This window comes from Nocardia cyriacigeorgica (assembly GCF_005863245.1).
GTDB lineage: Bacteria > Actinomycetota > Actinomycetes > Mycobacteriales > Mycobacteriaceae > Nocardia > Nocardia cyriacigeorgica_C.
Genome location: NZ_VBUT01000011.1, coordinates 199,297 through 216,680, shown reverse-complemented (window position 1 = coordinate 216,680; position 17,384 = coordinate 199,297). Strand labels below are relative to the sequence as shown.

The 17,384-nt window shown below is 65.8% G+C and carries 18 protein-coding genes; 10 read left to right on the top strand and 8 right to left on the bottom strand.

Annotated elements, in window-relative coordinates:
- The first annotated feature begins 25 nt into the window (after positions 1–25).
- Positions 26–955, top strand: coding sequence for a hypothetical protein (locus FEK34_RS25285; protein WP_138451699.1), 930 nt, complete (start codon positions 26–28; stop codon positions 953–955).
- A gap of 31 nt (positions 956–986) precedes the next feature.
- Here the strand turns inward: FEK34_RS25285 and FEK34_RS25280 are convergent, their stop codons facing one another.
- Both FEK34_RS25280 and FEK34_RS25275 read right to left on the bottom strand, forming a co-directional pair.
- Positions 987–2,507, bottom strand: coding sequence for a hypothetical protein (locus FEK34_RS25280; protein WP_138451697.1), 1,521 nt, complete (start codon positions 2,505–2,507; stop codon positions 987–989).
- Positions 2,507–3,019, bottom strand: a complete 513-nt coding sequence (locus FEK34_RS25275) for a hypothetical protein (protein WP_138451695.1) — start codon at positions 3,017–3,019, stop codon at positions 2,507–2,509. Before FEK34_RS25275 ends, FEK34_RS25280 begins: the two co-directional genes overlap by 1 nt.
- 128 nt (positions 3,020–3,147) lie before the next feature.
- On the opposite strand from FEK34_RS25275, the gene FEK34_RS25270 reads away from it, so the two are divergent.
- Positions 3,148–3,534 carry a hypothetical protein gene (locus FEK34_RS25270; protein ID WP_138451693.1) on the top strand — a complete coding sequence of 129 codons (387 nt, stop codon included), beginning with the start codon at positions 3,148–3,150 and terminating at the stop codon, positions 3,532–3,534.
- Positions 3,535–3,578: 44 nt separating this feature from the next.
- Here the strand turns inward: FEK34_RS25270 and FEK34_RS25265 are convergent, their stop codons facing one another.
- The 6 genes from FEK34_RS25265 to FEK34_RS25235 all read right to left on the bottom strand — a co-directional run bounded on the left by FEK34_RS25265 (position 3,579) and on the right by FEK34_RS25235 (position 7,442).
- A complete protein-coding gene (locus tag FEK34_RS25265; protein ID WP_212748822.1) occupies positions 3,579–4,316 on the bottom strand; it encodes a DNA-methyltransferase in 738 nt (245 codons plus the stop codon).
- A 220-nt stretch (positions 4,317–4,536) separates the two neighbouring features.
- Positions 4,537–4,887 (bottom strand): hypothetical protein, encoded by a 351-nt coding sequence (locus tag FEK34_RS25260; RefSeq protein ID WP_138451691.1) that lies wholly within the window; start codon positions 4,885–4,887, stop codon positions 4,537–4,539.
- Positions 4,888–4,927: 40 nt separating this feature from the next.
- Positions 4,928–5,221, bottom strand: a complete 294-nt coding sequence (locus FEK34_RS25255; RefSeq protein WP_138451689.1) for a DUF4234 domain-containing protein — start codon at positions 5,219–5,221, stop codon at positions 4,928–4,930.
- A 137-nt stretch (positions 5,222–5,358) separates the two neighbouring features.
- Positions 5,359–6,360 carry an alpha/beta hydrolase family protein gene (locus FEK34_RS25250; RefSeq protein WP_138451687.1) on the bottom strand — a complete coding sequence of 334 codons (1,002 nt, stop codon included), beginning with the start codon at positions 6,358–6,360 and terminating at the stop codon, positions 5,359–5,361.
- Positions 6,357–6,539 (bottom strand): hypothetical protein, encoded by a 183-nt coding sequence (locus FEK34_RS25245; protein ID WP_138451685.1) that lies wholly within the window; start codon positions 6,537–6,539, stop codon positions 6,357–6,359. The genes FEK34_RS25250 and FEK34_RS25245 overlap by 4 nt, the downstream gene beginning before the upstream one ends.
- A 186-nt stretch (positions 6,540–6,725) precedes the next feature.
- Positions 6,726–7,442 (bottom strand): MerR family transcriptional regulator, encoded by a 717-nt coding sequence (locus tag FEK34_RS25235; protein WP_138451683.1) that lies wholly within the window; start codon positions 7,440–7,442, stop codon positions 6,726–6,728.
- Between the two features lie 273 nt (positions 7,443–7,715).
- On the opposite strand from FEK34_RS25235, the gene FEK34_RS25230 reads away from it, so the two are divergent.
- The 8 genes from FEK34_RS25230 to FEK34_RS25195 all read left to right on the top strand — a co-directional run bounded on the left by FEK34_RS25230 (position 7,716) and on the right by FEK34_RS25195 (position 17,362).
- Positions 7,716–8,168 (top strand): hypothetical protein, encoded by a 453-nt coding sequence (locus tag FEK34_RS25230; RefSeq protein ID WP_138451681.1) that lies wholly within the window; start codon positions 7,716–7,718, stop codon positions 8,166–8,168.
- Between the two features lie 50 nt (positions 8,169–8,218).
- Positions 8,219–9,109 carry an ROK family protein gene (locus tag FEK34_RS25225; RefSeq protein WP_138451679.1) on the top strand — a complete coding sequence of 297 codons (891 nt, stop codon included), beginning with the start codon at positions 8,219–8,221 and terminating at the stop codon, positions 9,107–9,109.
- A gap of 288 nt (positions 9,110–9,397) precedes the next feature.
- Positions 9,398–10,534, top strand: coding sequence for a GAF domain-containing protein (locus tag FEK34_RS25220; protein WP_138451677.1), 1,137 nt, complete (start codon positions 9,398–9,400; stop codon positions 10,532–10,534).
- A 74-nt stretch (positions 10,535–10,608) separates the two neighbouring features.
- Positions 10,609–11,598, top strand: a complete 990-nt coding sequence (locus FEK34_RS25215) for a conjugal transfer protein (protein WP_249359607.1) — start codon at positions 10,609–10,611, stop codon at positions 11,596–11,598.
- A gap of 19 nt (positions 11,599–11,617) precedes the next feature.
- On the top strand, positions 11,618–11,878 hold the full coding sequence (locus tag FEK34_RS25210) for a hypothetical protein (protein WP_014349609.1): 261 nt from the start codon (positions 11,618–11,620) through the stop codon (positions 11,876–11,878).
- Positions 11,879–11,922: 44 nt separating this feature from the next.
- Positions 11,923–12,384 (top strand): hypothetical protein, encoded by a 462-nt coding sequence (locus tag FEK34_RS25205; protein WP_249359596.1) that lies wholly within the window; start codon positions 11,923–11,925, stop codon positions 12,382–12,384.
- Between the two features lie 62 nt (positions 12,385–12,446).
- Positions 12,447–14,909, top strand: coding sequence for an ATP-binding protein (locus FEK34_RS25200; RefSeq protein WP_138451673.1), 2,463 nt, complete (start codon positions 12,447–12,449; stop codon positions 14,907–14,909).
- Positions 14,906–17,362, top strand: a complete 2,457-nt coding sequence (locus tag FEK34_RS25195; RefSeq protein ID WP_138451672.1) for a hypothetical protein — start codon at positions 14,906–14,908, stop codon at positions 17,360–17,362. The genes FEK34_RS25200 and FEK34_RS25195 overlap by 4 nt, the downstream gene beginning before the upstream one ends.
- Positions 17,363–17,384 lie beyond the last annotated feature (22 nt).

Sequence of the window (17,384 nt, the reverse complement as noted above, 5' to 3'; positions counted from 1 at the left end):
GTAAGCCGATTCATAGGATGCTGTCATGACTGGCGACACAGGTTCTACTCCGGCTGCACTAACCGACCTATCGATTCCTGTCCCTGCAGACCACCTTCAGAAGTGGGTTGCAAACACATACATGATCCGTGCTTGCGAGCTGGTCTTGGCCAGGACCGTGGACCCACGCCCGGGAAGCGCTCTAGCGCAGGTAGATACGATCTACCACTGGGAAAAAGTGTCGGTGTGGTCCCGTGCATATCTGCGCGCGGCTGCGGAGAACCTGGGACTGTGGGCTGATTACGTGGCGCCGTTCTCGTTCGCGCCCGGCATGAGCAGGATGGTTCGCGTCCGGCCTTACCTGTTGCTCGGACGCTCTGGGCTCGAAGCAGCCACGCATGCAGTGTGGCTGTTCGATGGAGACACCAATACCTACGAAGAGTGCGTCCAGCGTCATCTCCGACTGATGCACCGCGACTTCCGGTACCACCGCCAAGCTCTGGATGCTCACGGCGAAGAGACATCATTGATCGATCAGCGCATCGCCGATCTCGAACAGAGGGCCGCCACCCTTCCCTTTAGCACCGCGCCGCGGAACCAGCCGCCCGGCTACGAGAAACTGGTACGTCACGCGGCAAAGGTCACCGGAAACGACGAAAATTTCTGGGCGTACCTCTGGAATGCCGCCAGCGGGGCGGGACATGGCCAGAACTGGTTCGGCCTCGAGGCCTATAACCTGCTGCACCGCATCGAATACGAGCCGGATCACTACCGCACGCTATCCATCCCTGATCCGATGTTTGTCACCGAATTGATCGGGGCAGCTTCCCTTGCATTGCAGTGGGGCACACTGCGGTGGTTGATGTACGGCGGGCACGATCCAGAACTCCTCAGCCGAGCTACGGCCGAGACCTTCGCCAAGATGCCAAAGAAGGAGCGACACAGCGATACCGAGCCCGAAGAATCACCTGAGTGACAACGACGAGGCTCCCTGATCACTGGCACGGTCAGATCCGCTGTGAGAACCAAGCGCCGCCCGCGGCCGGTGCGTTGTTCTGGCGGGCCGGGGATGCGAGCTGTGCGGTCTTGCGGGCGGCGGTGCGGTCGTGAGCGATGATCGCGGCGGCGACCCGGTCGGGTTGATGCTGGCCGACCTGCCAGCCCACGGCCTGCGTTTCCAGGGTGGACAGCTGGTGGCCGGCGATGACACATCGCCCGGTCTCCAGGTCGTTGCGTAGGCCGACAGAGCGGGCGATGGCGTCACCTTTGCGGCGCCACATGTGGATCCGGAACGGTTGCGCGCGGCCGGGGTATTCGGCGTCGCGGATTGCTTTCCAGGCTTCGACCACGGTGCGTTTGTAGGTGGTGGGCACGGCGTAGCCTTCGACGGCGATTTCGTGGGCGCCGGTGGCGATGGCGAGTTGCACGGCGCGGGTCGCCCATTCGGCGGAGGTGAGGCGCGCGGACCAGTCGTGGGTGATGATGACGCGGCCGTCGACGGTGGAGCTCGCGGCGATGATGCCGGCCTCGTCGCCTTCGCCGGTGTCGGCCGGGTCGACCGCGACCACGCGCAGCCGGGTCTCCGGCAGGGGGCCGGTGAGCCGGTGGTCGTCGAACCATTCCTGCTCGAACAGGCCGCCCCTGAGCGGTTTCGGGTCGCCCTGGTACATGGCTGCCCAGACGCGTGCCGGGGTCTGGGTGCGGATCTTCTCCCAGTCCTGGCCGCGGGGTGATTCGAGGAGTTCGCCGGGTTTTCGGTTGAGGGAGTCGAGGATGCCGGGTTCGGCGATGGCGGGGAAGTTGAGGACGCGCCATTCGCCGGGCATCCGCTGCTGGAGGTAGGCGAGGGCGTCGTGTTCGTTCCAGCGGGTGGAGATGACGACGAGCGGGGCGTCGGCGCCGAGGCGCTGGAGGGCGACGGAGTCGAGCCAGGAGTTGACGCGGCGGCGGACCGCGGCGCTGTCGGCGTCCTCCATCGAGGCATAGAGGTCGTCGAGGAGCATGTAGTCGGCAGGGATGCCAGCGAGGGCGGTGCCGACACCGACCGCGGTGACCGAACCGGTGTGGCCGCGGAGCTTCCAGTGCTTGGCTGCGGATGCGGAGCGGGGGACCGAGAGGCCGAGGCGGTCGGGGAGCTGCTCGCCGGTGTCGGCGGTGGCGGTGGATCCGAAGGCCTGGATGAGGTTGCGGATCTCGGTGGAGTGCTTGAGCGCCAGGTGCTCGGCGTGGGTGGCGAGGACGCACCGCCAGTCGGGGCGGCGCATCAGTGCGCGCAGGGTGCCGGCCACCGCGACCCGCTGGCTTTTGCCGGTCTGCGACGGCATGGAGATCATGAGCCGGGCGGCTGGGGTGTCGATCGCCCATTCGAGATTGGCGTCGATCATCTCCAGCGCGGCGGTCTGCTGGATGCTGGGGTCGAGGTATTGGGCGAGGGCGCCGGCGGTGGGGTAGTCGCGGACGCAGCGCAGGCGGGTGAGTTCGCGCCGCAGGAACTGCTCGTTGGCGGCGGTCTGCATGAGTGCTGGCATCAGAACAGGGCCAGCTGGTCGGCGGGTGCCGGGGCTGCGGGGCGGCGCGACCGGGTGGCGCCCAGGTATTTCTGATAGACGGCGACGCGGTGCTGCTGCTCGCGACATCGGGCGCGGAGTGCGCGGATCTGGTCGACCGCGCTGGCGAGCTGCTCGCGGGTCTTGCTGGATGTCTGCTCGCAGCGGGCGATTGTGGTGGTGCACCAGCGGTCGAGGGCGTCGGCGCGCTGGGCGGCTGCGTCGGCTTGGGCTTGGGCGACAAGCCAGTTCGTCATCATCGTCGTGAGCGGGTCGGCGCGCACGTAGCGGATCTTGCGGAGGCGGCAGCCGGTGCGGGCGGCGATCTCCTCGGCGGTGAGGCCTTCGACGGTGAGGGACGCGACGAGCCAGCACCTGTCGACGGGTTCGAGGTCGAGGAGCCGGACACCGCCGGCGCGGGCGGCTGCGGCGAGCATCGGATCCGGGGTCCACGCCATCGGTTTCGCCAGGGGCTGTACGACGGCGGCGGTCATCGCTGGGCCGCCGGTTCGAGCGCTGCGGCGGGTGCCGATTGGAGGGCGACGTATTCGGCGAGCGCGGCGCGGAATTCGTCGGGGCTCATCCGTTGGTCGTTACCGCCGGGTGTTTCTCGGTTGAGGCCGTGGAGTTTGTTGATGGCTTCCATTACACGAAGGACGATGCCGGCGGCTTTATCGTCGGGGTCGTCGTCGTGGGTTCCGGTTGCGGCGGGCCACCATGCGCGCAGGAGCGCGAGGTAACGCTGATCCTGGACGGTGCGGTATTCGTCGACCGATTCCGATTCCCATTTGTCGAGCAGGGCGCCTACGGCTCGGCGGACTCCGGCTTCGGTTTTCCAGTCGGTTCGGTCGGCGATTTCTTGCCAGGTGTGGCCGTTGATCCGGAGTTGCAGAGCGGCGAGGGCGCGGGCTCGTTGGTCGGGTCGGTGATGGTTCGCCATGTGGGGCGGTCACCTCCTGCTCTGCTCGAAGGCCACCTGGTGGTTCGGCGATTATTGTACGGCGATTGAGTGGTGTGGTTCTCCGACTATTTGCTGGTGGGGGGTGATGGGAATTACTGGCGTGCTTCGGCGAGTCGTTGTGTGGCGATGTCGGCGTATTCGGGTATGCCTTCGATTCCGAGGAATTGGTGGCCTTCGAGTATTGCTGCGACTCCGGTGGTGCCGCTGCCTGCGAATGGGTCGAGGATGCGGGATCCGGCGGGTACCACGCGGACGAGTTGTTGCATGAGTTCGACCGGTTTGGCGGTGATGTGGTGGCGGTTGTTTCCGCGTGGTGTGCTGTAGCTGTAGGTGCCGGGGAGGATTGGGGGTTTGTGTTCGGTGGCGATTTGCCCGTGTGATGCCCAGAGGACGTATTCGCTTTCGTTTTTGAATCCTGGTTGTGGGCGGGCGCCGGGTTTGTTCCAGATGACGATGCCGCGCCAGCGCCAGCCGGCGACTTGGAGGGCGTCGGAGAGGGCGGGGAGTTGGCGCCAGTCGGTGAAGATGCAGGCTTGGCCGCCGGGGCGGACGAGGCGTAGGGCTTCGGTGAGCCAGATGGAGCACCAGATGGTGAAGGACCGTTGGTCGCGTTGGTCGGGGAAGTCCGGCATGGCGAGGCCGGACTTGGAGTCGGAGGAGACGTATTTGTCGCGGGCGCTGCGGGTGGTGCGGTCGGCGCTGGTGGTGCCGCCGCTGCAGTAGGGCGGGTCGGTGATGAGGGCGTCGAAGGTGGCAGTGGGTAGGGATCGCATGGTGGCGAGGGCTTCACCACACACGATGCTGTGATCAGGCAGGCGTGAGTCGCACATGTGTTCGACGATATCTCGAATGACCTGCGCAAACATGGATAGAGCGCCCCGGGAAATTCCCGGGGCGCTCGGATGTGCGCGAGCTACTCGTCGTCTGGGCAGTCCGGTTGCTTGGATAGCCAGTTCACCCAGGTGCGCGCGCTGTCTTCGCTCGGCGCGGTGTAAGGCTCCGCCGGCGGTTCGTACTGCGGGATTGGCTCAAGCTGAATGGGTTCCATGCTCACTGTGACGCGGTAGGGCCGAGTTCGGTTCCATCCCTGATTGCGCGTTCCGCGCGTCCGTCGAAGTCATGCTGCTGGCAGTGGTCGGTGGCGGACGGCCACTGCACGACACCGACCATGCCGGCGGCCTCGCAGTCGAGGCATGTGTAGGTGCGGTGTGTGCCGCAGTGGATGCACACATGGGTGCCGACGATGCAGTGCCCGCCCCGGTAGCGGTGCCCGTTCGGGCACTCGACCGGGGACGGGACTTCCCAGCGTTCGGTGCGTGGGTTCTGGTAGAGCCGGGAGGGGTCGACGCCGGTTCGGCCGGTGATCCTCCAAGTGGGCTGCCACTCATCTTTCGAACGCACGTTCGAGATGCTAGTCCGGGGCAGCGGACCCCTGAAGAACCTAGCCGTGATCGATTGGTGGTGGCAGGTAGCGGACGATGCCGAATTCGTCGACGTAGATCTGGTACCGGCGGATCTTTGCGGTGTTCATCTGGATCAGCCACACGATCAACCAGAGCCCGAACGTGACGATTGTGAGCAGCACATGCAGGATGTGGTTCGTCTGGTCGATCTTGAGCATCACCGCGGAGGTCTGCGTCATCGACAGAACCTGAGAGCCCTGTGCGGTTTGCGCTGACACAGCCATCATCAGCACCTGCTGCCGGTGCTCCAAGCTCACCGCCTGCATCGGCATACCCGGGTTCGCGGGTATGCCCTGCGTAGGGAAGTGCGATGGGTTCCCGGGCGGTTGGGGATTCATGGGGCTCCTCGTCCTGGATTTCTCCATGTGCATCCGCACCCGGACAGGGTCCGTTACCAGGCCGCCGGTCATCACCGCCAGCGCAGCACCGGATCCTCGGGCATCGGCGTGCCCTCGATCCACGCCGCCACCACATTGCGCGTGAGTCGCGCCCCGACGGCTGGATCGATCGTCCCGCAGAACTCCGCCCTCCCACCGAACCATGGCAGGTCCGTCGGCGTGTAGTGCCCGGCACCCTCAAGCGTGCCGATCACCGCGTCGGTGCCCAGCCATGAGGCGTGCACCATCATCCCGTTTGCGAGCAGCAGTACCGGCCGGTCGATATCGGGCGCCGGGCCGACACCATCCCACGCGGCTGACCCGTCGAGCACGATCACCGACCGCACCCGGGCATCGGCCGCGGCGGTACCGACCGCGGTCTGCCCGCCGTAGCTGTGCCCGGCCATCGCGACCCGGCTGTGGTCGAGATGGCCGCCGACGACGGGCAGCGCGTCGAGCTGGTCGAGCACGAGGCGCGCGTCGGCGACGCGGGTGTCGAGCTGGGTGCGCATGTAGGCAGGATCGCCGGACGTCGGCGGGGTGCCAGTGCGTATCTGGCCGCGGATCTCGACCGCTGGAGACTCGCCGGTGTGGTCGATCGCGACGACGACGTACCCGCGTGAGGCGAGGTCCATCAGCAGCCCGGACGCGAGCCAGCGTGGTGTGCCCATGCCGGGCGACCAGACGATGGCGGGCAGGCGGTCACCGGCGAGCGGGCCGCCCTCCGCGACGGGCAGCACACTGGTCGCCATCGTCGGAGCGGCGGCAGGGGTGTGCAGCCACAGCGCAGCCTCGGCCGCCAGCTGCGCGCGCACGACCGCGGTGCTCGCCGGAATGTACGGCGCGGTGCCGGTCGCGGTGGTCGGGTACCAGATCGACACTGGTATCGGTCGGCCGTCGCGGTCGAGCACGGTGTCGACGCGGCCGACAGGGTGCGGGCCAGTCGGTGCGGGGACGCCGGCGCGCGCCGTGCCCGCAGTGAGGGCGAGGAGACCGGCGGCGACGAGCGCGGCGGCGAGGATGCGGGCGATCACTGGGCCGCCGCCTCGGCGCACGGCAGGAAGCGGAACGTCTGCACACCGTGCTCGCAGTGATCACCTGTCGGCACCCATGGGCCCGACTCGTCCCCGCAGTCGATGCAGCGGGGCCGGTCGTGGCTGTGGAAGCGGGGCGGCGCCTCGGCGGGTGCGGGCGGTTGGGCGGGCTTGATCATGGCCGGTTCCTTGTGGTCGTAGCCCACAACTTGGACTACAACTCACGACGAAAATGGCTCTGACCTGGTGCTGAGGTTCTTACAGTCCCGCTTTGGGAGCGGAGGGTCGCAGGTTCGAATCCTGTCACCCCGACCATCGAAACAAGCCCCTGACCGGTGTGGTCAGGGGCTTTTTTGCGGTCGAGGTCAGACGCCGTCGGTGGCCATCGGCGCAGGCAGTTCGGCGTGCCGGGCGAAGGCCTGATCGATCAATTCGGAGGCGGCGCGGGTGGCGATCAGGCGGGCGATGGCCAGATCGGTTTCGAGCTTGGTCCGGTCCTTGGGGGTGCGGGCCGACTGTTCATAGCTCTGGCCTGCCAGCAGGTAGAAGACCTCCGAGGCGTACCGGTCGGCGATCCGGTCGCAGTCGGCACGCAGCCGCTCGACGAACTGGAAGGTCGCGTCCACCGCGAGCCCGGCGTCGCTGAGCCGGGTCGCCAGATCGCAGCAGCGTGGATTGGTCACCCGGTAGGCGTCGAGGGGGTCGTCGCTGGCGGCCAGGGCCTGCTTCACATAGTCCGGTAGCTCCGGTTGCGGCTCGCGTTCCTTCGGCTCGTCGGGCGGCCGTGAGCCGTTCGACGGCTCGGCGGCCGGCTGATCGGCGACCCCGAGCACGTCGGCCAGGCCGTCGCCGCGATCCCAGGCATCGAGCAGTTCGCGGATGCCGTTGAGCTTCATGCCCCGCCCGAGTAACCGGCTGATCGTTTGCAGCCGGTTCAAGTGGTCGGACCCGTAGTAGCCGATCCGTCCCCGAACATCGGGTGACGGCAAGAGCCCCCGTTCGTGGTACACGCGCACGCTGCGCACGGTGGTATCGGCTACCCGCGCCAGTTCGTCGATCGTGTACTCCGCCTCTGCTGCCATGCCTACTAGGAAACCACAATCGTGCCCGTAGAAAAACGGACCGTGGCGAAATGTGCCGTTACATGCCGGTACGGAAGGTAACTAGTTGATCAATGTCCCGTTACCTGACGGCAGATTCGCTTGCTCCCAGACCAACCGTCGGTTAACGTGCGTTGACCGGCTCTCGAGCTGGTTTCCGGAGACTGTCGAGCAGCTCCGATGACTCCCCAGCGCGCTCGCGCGACCACGGACACGCGTCGATATCGGCGTGCCCTCGGCTTCCCGGAGATTGCCATGACAACTGCTCGGACAGATCTGCTCGACCGCGATGATCTCGCGGCGCCGCGGATCACCACCATCCCCGCCAGGTCCACCACCCGCCCGCCATGCGCGGACACTCCCGACAACTGGGATCTGGACGCGGGCACGCCCGAAGCGTGGCGGACCGCGGTCAACACCTGTAGCGGGTGCCCGGTGCTGGCGCAATGCCGGCAATTGGCGGAAATGCTCATCGCCCGTGGCGATTACCCGCGTTCGATGATCTGGGCCGGAACCGCGTACGACGCGTCCGGTCATGTGGTAGACGACTTGGACAAACACCGTGTCGCGGCGCTGGACAACAAGCGTCCGATGCGGATCATCCGAAATGGTCCACGTCCGAGCCGGATCGAATCAGCGACCGGCGCGCCGCGTCGGCACCTGGTTCTCGGGCGTCCACTGCGGCCGGCCGGGACCGGCGCGCACTGATCATCCTGCCTCGTTGTCAGGGCCGGATACGTTGTAGGAGAACGTAGTTCATGACCTATGTGGCATTGGAAATCGGCACGTCCAGGTTCGCGGCCACCCGCGTGGACCCGGACGAGGGACTGATGGAGATCCATGAGATCCCGGTGCCTGCTCGTGCCGCGTGGGATCGGTGCGCTGAACTACTCGCCGAGGTCGTCGCCGGTGGCGACGTCGTCGGCGTCGGTATCGCCTCCACCGGGCCGATCGATATGGCCGCGGGTGTCGTTGCGCCGAGCGATGTTTCGGACTGGCAGTCGGGGTTCGGCATCCTCGGCGCGGTGGAGGAGATGTTTCCAGGGGCGGGGATTCAGCTCGCCTTGGACGGGGTGTGCCTGGCGCTGGCCGAACGGTACCTCGGCGCCACCGCCGAGGTACCGGACGCGCTGTCCATCTCGGTCTCGGATCGGATCGCGGGTGGCGTGCAGGTCGGCGGTCTGACCGTCGTCGGACGTACCGGTAACGGCGGGCACATCGGTCACGTGCTCGTGCCCGGCTTCGACGACGCCTGTGACTGCGGCGGAAGGGGCTGCCTGGAAGCAGTCGCCGGCGGCAAATCCGCCGCGCGCTGGGCGCGGGCGAACGGCTGGAGTGGCGAGGGTGCCGCGCAGTTGATCGCGGACGCCGGCGCGGGCCAGGAGGTGGCTGTAGCCGCCCTCGGCCGCGCCGGAACCGCGCTTGGCCAGGCGATTTCCTCGGTGACTGCCCTGCTGGACATCGATCTGGTGGTGCTGAGCGGTAGCCTCGCCGCGCCCGGCTCGGCGCTGTGGAAACCCATGAATGCCGCGGTGGCCACCCATGCGCGGCTCAGCTTCCTGCCCGGCTTGCGGGTCGTGCCCTCCGACCTGGGGGAGAACGCGATTCTCTGCGGCGCGGGCGTTCTCGCCCTGTCCGCACAGGGCTGATCATCTCAGGCGGCGCAAGCCCCTGTCACGTGACACGGAATTCCCGTGGCGTGGTTCGCTGTTGACTACGCCATGGCCGGTGGTTGAACGGGTGGTTCCGTCGAAGTGAATCACTCGTTTGGCAACGCTCACGCCCAGTTGTACGGCACACTGGGTGAACAGACTTGCGAAAGTCATTGAACGGCCCGCTATATAACGGTACATTGTGCAGTGTGACAACGGTGCGTTCGGGAAGTCCATCCGAGGTGCGCACGTGGTACTGGCGAGTCGGATGAGGGAAGTAGCGCAGTGATCCCGTGGGTGACGGTCGAAACATTGGCGCCGGACGTGCAGACGGTGGCATCGGTGGGGGACGAAGCTCGGGGGTTCGCAGGGTGGCGACGGGTGTTGCAGCGCATTCTGTCGAAAACGCCTGCGCTCTATGACAGTTTGTCCACCCGGGGCATCGGGGAAGCGATCGATGCGGCGCAGAAGCTCGCCGAGGATGTCGACCTGACGATCCCCACCGCGTCCGGCCCGCACCGGCTGCTGATCCGGCCGGTTTTCGGGCCTGCGCGCCAGGTGCACGCGCTGCGGATCTGGCTCGGGCCGGGATCGGAAACGGTGCCCGACCTCCGCCCGGCCGTCGGCGTGACCTGGGATCTGGACGCGCAGATGATCTGTCAACCCAATAGCATCTCCGGGCTGCCGGGGATGGTGGCCGAAGAGTATGTGCCGCGGATGTCGCTGGCCGAGATCTTCCATCGCTTCACCGGCTTCGACCAGCACGCCGAGGTCCTGTCGCTGCTCTACGGGCCGCAGTCCGGTGACAAACTCCAATTCGAGGCCGCCGTCCGCACCGGCTCCGGCGAGCCCGCGAAACTGCTGATCACCATCCGCGCCCGGGTCGACGCGCGGGCCCGCGGTGCCTGGTTGCTGATCGAGGACATCACCTCCGAAACCACGACGGTGAGCGCGCCGACGCTCGAACATGTCGGTTTGCGCGAGGCGCATCGCCGGGCGGGCACACATCTGGCGGTCATCCAGATCTCGCACGCCAGCATCGCGCATTGGCTCACCGACCCCGCGCCGTGGATCCGGTGGGACTATCTGTTCCGGCCGGTCGATGTGTTCCATCCCGACGATCGCGCCCGCCTGCCGATGGTCGCCGAGCGGCTGCTGGCCGGTGAATCGGCCGGGTTGACCATGCGCACCCTCGACTACGGCGGCGACTACCAGTCGACGTCGCTGCTGCTGCACCCGTATCCAGGGCCCAGGCACCGCGATCTGGCCATCGGGCAGCTCGTGCGCGCCGCCGGCGAACGGCCCATGCTCGACGATTCCCGTTATGGTCTGCCGGTGCACCGGGTGCGGACCCCGATCGGCTACGACCATCAGCTGCGGCACTGGCTGGCGGGTCGGCAGAATCACAGTCCCGCATTCTGACCGACTCCCCAAGCCTGGGAATGGGCGGCGGGTCGGAATCGGCAATGCTCTCTACGATTTCGACTGTGCGCACAATGGCCGGTAGCTCGGTGGATTCGGGTGAAGCGTTGCTTCGCCGGATGGCCGCGCGACGCCGCCGCGACAATGCGGTCATCGCCGTACTCGCCGTGCTCGCGGTGCTCGGCGGTGGTCATGCGATCTTCAGTTTCCTGTTCAGCAAACCCGTTCCGGACACCAGCGGTCAGGAAGCGGTGACCATCGTCGGACGGGCGCAGCTGGCCGGCACCTTCGCCCAGGAATTCGTGGTCACGTACTTGAGTTCCAACGACAGCCAGAAGGAGCGGCTGGCCGAGTTCGTCGCCGATAGTTCGACGATGCGACTACCGAAAACCGGTCGCCAAGTGACGGATTCGGCGGTCGTGTTCGTCCGGCGCACCGATGTCCAAGGCGGTCTCGACGTCTGGACCGTCACGGTGTCGGTACGGCTCGGCGGTTCCGGGAACACCGCCGGGGCCAGGCAGTTCTATCGCGTCGCGGTCTCGCTGACCGAAGGCAGGCTGCGCGCGCTCGGACTACCGGCCGCCGTCACCCCGCCGGGCCTCGGCCTCGATCTGGCCACCACCTACAAGACCACCTGCCCGGCCGACGCGCCGGTCTCCACGGTGGCCTCCGGTTTCCTCGCCGCGTTCCTCACGGGTTCGGGCGATATCACCCGCTATATCGCGCAGGGTTCGGGCATCACCGCGCTGGCGCCGCCGCCGTACACCAAGGCCGACCTGGTCTCGGTCAACGCCGACGATTCCGGTTGCGGGAAAAGCGGTTCGAAGATCCGGGTGCTGGCGTCGGTAACCCCGTCGGCCACGGGATCAGAGGTGGCCGCCCTGGAATACCCGCTGACCATGATCAACAACGGCGGCCAATGGCAGGTCCAGACGATGGACCAGGTGCCCGCGCTCGTAGAACCCTTTGCCGTGATCGCCGAAGGCTCGAAGGAGCAGGCGGCCGGCCCCACCACGTCAGCGCCGTCGTCCACGGCGGCCATCCCACCAGCGACGCACAAGTGATCGGCGAAATGAGTGCACAATGGGTAGCAATCTGACCGGCGTTTTGCTGGTAATCCTGCAGTTCGTCCGCGCCGCCGGACTCATCCTGATCGCCATCATCGGCATCGGCACCCTCATCAGTGAGGGCGCCAAATCCAAACTGTCACCCGCCAAAGTGCTGACGGTGGCAGGTTCGGCCATCCTGGCCGGCGTGCTGATCTGGCTGCTTCCCACCCTGATCAACCACGCCCGCTGGGAAGTGAACACGGTGGTCCCCGATTCCCCGGTGGGCGCGTACTGATGGCTCAGGTCATCAAGGTTTTCACGCCGATCAAACGCGTCCCGGTGGTGGTCGGCAAGGCCCAGAACGGCCAGAAACTGCCCTTCGGGCCGTACACCTTGCCGCAGGTGGGCGCAGGGGTCGTGGTGATGGCGGTGACGGGAACGTTCGCGATGAGCCTGCCGGTGAACCCGGCGGTGACATTCTTCGCGGGCACAGCTGTCGCGATCCTCGCGGTGTTCTTGTTCGGATTGATCCCGTATACCGGCGTCCGGCTGACGTCACGGGCGCTGTGGTTCGCCCGGCTCATCTTCATCCGAAAGCCGGTGTCGGCGTCGGGGATGCCGGTGACGGAGGAGTCGTCGCGGAATACGGTGTTCGTTTCGGAGACGGTGGTGGTGGTGTTTCCAGATCGACCTACGCATGAGCGGCGTCCGCAGCCGGCCCTGCCTGCCGGCGGCTGGTTGCGCGAACTGGTGGATGGCAACCGGAGAATAATTTCGGGCAACGGTGCAGAGGCGGTCTGATGGGGCTGGGTCAAGATCTACAGCCGACCGCAGCGATCCGGGGGAACCTACAGTTCACCACGATGGGTCTGGTCACGGCGACCTACTTCATCAGCCCGCTGGGGTACGGACTGCGTAAGGCCAGCGACAAGCATGACGTCAAGATGGCCCATCATGCCTTGATCAACAATCTGCCGGACGGCTCGTTGCTGCTGGGCATTCAGGCGCAACTCAACACCCGCGACGTGTTGAGCAAGATGGTGGAGGGTGTGGACCTCGACGAATGCGAGGACTACGCCATCGAATCCGTCGCGGCATACGAGCGTATCCGCGCGATTCGACCTCGGACACGGATCCACATGCTCTCCATCCCGGTAGGCACTGTTGGTACGCCGATGTCGGCGCTGTCGCGCATGTGGAGCAGCGGCGCGACGGTTGATCCGTCCGCGATATCGCGGGCCGACATGGACTCCTACGATTCCACCGCAGCCGACATCCTGTCCCGGATCGGAGACGACTTCGACCCGGTCCCGGTCCCGGCCGCGTTGTTCCAATGGCTGTGGGAGCACTACCTCTCGCGCGGCGCGCTCAGCGAACCGGTGGCGCCGACCAGGATCGGGGCACTGGAGGACGCGACCGCCGCAGTGTTCCGTTCGGCGGCTCTGGACGAGGGCGCACAAGCCGATAGCGGCCGTCGGCTGCGTCCGTCGTTCAGCCCGGTGATCAAGGTCGTGCAGCCCGATGAAGCGGCATGGCCGTCGTATCAGACAATCTTGACGCCGCTCTCATTCCCCTACGGGGGGATGACATTTCCCGGTGGCAGCGAGTTCCTCAACCTGCTGGAAGGTATCGACGAGGTCACCGTCGACTGGGCCATCCGGGTGTCGACCCGGCCCGCGGATCAGGTGTTGAAGAGCAATGAACTGAATCTGCGCCGTCTCGGTGAGCAGATGGATCAGCGCGATCAGGAGGTCTCGTTCGCGCAGAACACGCTGATGGCCAAGGCGCAGCTACTCAGCGAATACAACAACCATTTCGAGGTCAATGGTGGTGAATCGGAGGTTTCGTTCACCACGGTGATCGCGGTTGGCAGCGGTTCGCGTGATACCACGCTCAATGCCGTCAACCAGATCAAGCGGCGCTACAAGCGTTTCCAGGTCGATCTGACCGCGCCGGTCGGCGCTCAGGTCGACCTCTGGTCGATGATGATTCCGGGCAGCCCGGCGCGGCGGGCCTATGACGACTTCGCCCACATCGTCCCATCGGATATGTGGGCCGGCTTCGTACCGTTCACCACCAATCAGATCGGTGACGACAGCGGGCCGGTCATCGGCGTCAACCTGCTGTCCGGCAACTTCGAACCGATCCATTTCGGGATCATGGAAGCCGCGCTGCACGACCTCTCGGCATCGTTCGCGGTAACGGGCGAATTGGGTTCGGGCAAATCGTATTTCCTGAAGCTCATGGCCGTTCTCGTGCATGACATGGGCGGTCAGTTCCTGGCCCTGGATCGAAGCCAGGTCGGGGAGTGGGAGTATTTCGCGTCGACGATCGACGACGCCGTGATCGTCGACCTGACCAGTCCCACGGTGTCGCTGGATCCGCTGCGCTTGTTCGATCCCTCGGTGGCGGGGGAGCGGACACTGGACTCGATCCTGCCGCTCTTGGATCTCTCGCCCACGAGCGGTGCAGGCGCTGCGGTCAGTAGCTTGTTGACCCCGAAAGGCATTGTCGAGCACAATATCCGCAGCTTGCTCGACCTGTTCATGGTGGCGCGGCGACTGCGCGAGGATCGCGGCCTCGGCGATGAGTACGCCGATCTGGCGGCGCGTCTGGCGACGATCGTCGATCGCGTACCGGTGCTGTTCGATCCGGATCTCCCACCGCTGCGCTTGGACGCCGCGGCGACGGTAGTGCGCAGCCACAAGCTCGCGCTTCCGACCGCGGAAGAGCTCACCACACCCCATCTGTACAACCGATTGCCGTTGACCAAGCGTCTGGGCACGGCGCTCTACGAGTTGGTCGGCGTCGCAGCGCGAGAAGCATTTCTCTCCGACAACGGCCGCTTCGGGCTGCTCGTCGGAGACGAAGCCCACCATTTCACCCAAACCCAGGTCGGCGCGGCAGTGACCTCGGACTTCAGTCGAGACGGACGTAAGCACCTCGCGGCGATCGGTCTCGCTTCCCACGACCCCGCGACCGACTTCCAAGGCGCGGCACACAATCTGATCCCGAACCGATTCGTCTTCCGGCAGCGCGACGAGACCTTGGCGCGCAACAGCCTGGAATGGGTGGGGGTGGATCTGAAGGAAGCGCCGTTCATGCTCCAGGTGTTGCGCGAGGAGACATCTCCTCCGGTCGGACAGGGACGACAGGTGCCCGAGGAGCGACGCGGTGAGATGTTCATGCGCGATGCGCTGAACCGGATCGGGCGCGGGAAGGTGCTCGGGCCGGCGCGACCGGATCGCGCGGCGGCGATCACCAGTACGCCGATGGCGGCGGGCCCCAAGCAGATGGCCGCGCTGGAACGACAGGCCGTGCCGTGATCGGCTGGGACCTCGCGGCCTGGGACATCAGCCGCTGGCGTCCCAGCACTGTCGCTGCCAGGGGCCGGAAGTGGGTCTGTGCTACGCGGCGCAGACGATGGACGGTCTCGCTGCTGGGGGCGCTGTTCGCGCTGTTCGTGTTTCCGGGACTGGTCGGTGCCGTGGCCACGGCGGGGACCAGCAACCTGGCCGCCAGCTCTGCTGCCAACAGCGCGCTGAGTTCCCTGGGAGTGCGCGATTCTTCGGGCGTCGAACTGGCCGACTACATGTTCGTCGTCAACATCGGCAACAGCCTGTTCAACCCAGCGAAAGCCGCAGTCGGTCTGGTGATCGGACTGATCTTCGCCGGCTGGCTCGTCATCGTCGGCGCAGTGTTGTGGCTGCTCGGCTGGGTGCTGAGCTTCGTCTGGCTGGACCTGATCGGCAACGTGATGAAGGGGGTCGCCAACAGTTTCACCAATCAGATCGCGACATCGATCATGCTGGTCACGGCGGTCACGATCGGCGCGGTCATCGTGGGCGTGTTCCTGGCTCGTGGATTGCACGCCAAGGCGGCCTCCCAGATCGTGACGATGGTCGGCGTTGCGATGCTCGGTCCGATCTTCTTGGCCGATCCGCTTGCCGACATCCTGTCTTCGCACGGAGTGCTGATCCAGGGGCGCGATCTCGGACTATCGGTAGCTGCCGGTCTGCACGGTAACTCGGCAGCCGATCCGGACCAGTTGGTGGCGAGCATGAATGCCGATGCGGTCGACAATTTCGCCAGGAAACCGTTGCAGGTGTGGAACTTCGGCTATGTGCTCGATACCATTCCTGGCTGCAAGCAGGCGTGGTCCGACGGGATCCGGTCGGGCAGCGGCAACACCACGCGCGACCTGCTGGAGAACTGCGGTGACGGTGGCTATGCCTACGCGATGTCATCCGAGCCGACCGTCGGGCAGGTGGGCGCGGGTATTCTCATATTGCTGTCCGCACTCATCATGATGTATTTCGCGGCGTACATGGCGATCCGCATCATCTGGGCTGCCCTCGATGCGATCTATCACGGATTCATGATGATCTTCGGACTCGCCGCCGGCGGGTTCATCTATGGTCCTACCCAAACATTCATGGCACGCAACGCCGCCGACGCTCTGATAGCGGGCGCGCGAATGGCGATCAACACGGTGTTCCTCAGTCTGTACCTGCTGATTCTGGGCAAGGTTTTCGAGCAGGCGGGAGGCCAGGTGATTCCCGTCCTGGTTATCGGATCAATAGTTCAGGTCGTCGGTGTCGCGCAGCTGGGTAGGTTGAACAACAGTCTTACGCGCGGCAACGAATGGATCGCTCAACGATTCTCGAGCGTCATGCAGGGCGGGCGCAGCGGTGCCGGTGCAGGAGGTGGAGGCGGTTCCGGCGGCTCGGGAATGGGGCTCGCCGGAGTCACCAACTCGATGGGGCCCGGTGCGGCCTTGCTCGCAGGCATGGGCGCGGTGTCAACGATCAACAACTCGCCCGTCGCCGCGTGGCTGTTAGGCAGTGTCAGCCCGCTGAACCCGGCGGCACGCAGAGCGGAGCGAATGCGAAGGACTCAGATCGCCGGCTGGACTCAATCGCATATGGCGGGAGCGTATCCGGCGAGCTTCCTCAATCGTGTCCAGTTCGCGGAGGCGGCGCGGGAGGGCTTGGAGTTGCATGCGGCCGAACGTATTCGCGGCTGGAACACGACGGCGAATACTCGCACACCCGACCGTATCAACATTCCCAGCGGGGTCGACACTGCTCGTGGTGCTGCTATCGCCATCCAATGGGCGGTCGAGAAGGGTGGGGCCGGAGAGGGCGATCTGCTGGCCGCGCTAGAAATGAGCGGTTTTACCGATCATCAGATCATGATGGACGCCATCGGTGCCCACGTATACGGCGAACGGCGCACGCAGGACGAGCCGGCGAAGGCCAAACCGCTCGCGAAGGTCGAGGCGCTGACCCGTCAATTCGAGAGCAACCCGACAGAAGCGAATCTGTATGCGCTGGAGATGGCCGCGGTGAACTTGCGTACCCAGCGAAGTGGTGGTGTTGCGTTGACCCCCGCCGAAGAAGCAATCGCTAATCAGTACCTGGCGGACCCGGATCTGTGGCGCATCAAAGAACTCCAGCGCAGGCAAGACGGGCTCATGCGGGATCAGGACGGCAATGAAGTCGACAACCCGTACAGCACTGAGGAGGGCCGCATCAGTGCAGGCAGAATCATGTCCTGGCTCGATAACGGCTACGCGATGGACATTCTGCGCTCAGTCGATCGGATCAATGAGACTCCGCTTCGGGATATCCAGGAAGGCGCGGCGAGGCGCCAGGCCCACGATGCGGTTCGCGAGCTTCGCCGGCAGGTCGGTGGCGCGAGACGACTCGAACGCCACACTCAAGGCGAGGGAGCGACGGGTACCGATATCGCCCCGCCGCGTCCCCGGGTTCCGTAGCGCAGGTCGAGTCGGCATGCAC

Excerpts from the sequence above, each read along its gene's own strand:
- FEK34_RS25255 (WP_138451689.1), bottom strand. The coding sequence starts at position 5,221 with ATGCCGATGCAGGCGGTGAGCTTGGAGCACCGGCAGCAGGTGCTGATG.
- FEK34_RS25225 (WP_138451679.1), top strand. The coding sequence starts at position 8,219 with ATGACCTATGTGGCATTGGAAATCGGCACGTCCAGGTTCGCGGCCACC.
- FEK34_RS25245 (WP_138451685.1), bottom strand. The coding sequence starts at position 6,539 with ATGATCAAGCCCGCCCAACCGCCCGCACCCGCCGAGGCGCCGCCCCGC.
- FEK34_RS25215 (WP_249359607.1), top strand. The coding sequence starts at position 10,609 with ATGGCCGGTAGCTCGGTGGATTCGGGTGAAGCGTTGCTTCGCCGGATG.
- FEK34_RS25200 (WP_138451673.1), top strand. The coding sequence starts at position 12,447 with ATGGGTCTGGTCACGGCGACCTACTTCATCAGCCCGCTGGGGTACGGA.
- FEK34_RS25265 (WP_212748822.1), bottom strand. The coding sequence starts at position 4,316 with ATGTGCGACTCACGCCTGCCTGATCACAGCATCGTGTGTGGTGAAGCC.
- FEK34_RS25230 (WP_138451681.1), top strand. The coding sequence starts at position 7,716 with ATGACAACTGCTCGGACAGATCTGCTCGACCGCGATGATCTCGCGGCG.
- FEK34_RS25235 (WP_138451683.1), bottom strand. The coding sequence starts at position 7,442 with ATGGCAGCAGAGGCGGAGTACACGATCGACGAACTGGCGCGGGTAGCC.
- FEK34_RS25285 (WP_138451699.1), top strand. The coding sequence starts at position 26 with ATGACTGGCGACACAGGTTCTACTCCGGCTGCACTAACCGACCTATCG.
- FEK34_RS25280 (WP_138451697.1), bottom strand. The coding sequence starts at position 2,507 with ATGCCAGCACTCATGCAGACCGCCGCCAACGAGCAGTTCCTGCGGCGC.
- FEK34_RS25275 (WP_138451695.1), bottom strand. The coding sequence starts at position 3,019 with ATGACCGCCGCCGTCGTACAGCCCCTGGCGAAACCGATGGCGTGGACC.
- FEK34_RS25210 (WP_014349609.1), top strand. The coding sequence starts at position 11,618 with ATGGGTAGCAATCTGACCGGCGTTTTGCTGGTAATCCTGCAGTTCGTC.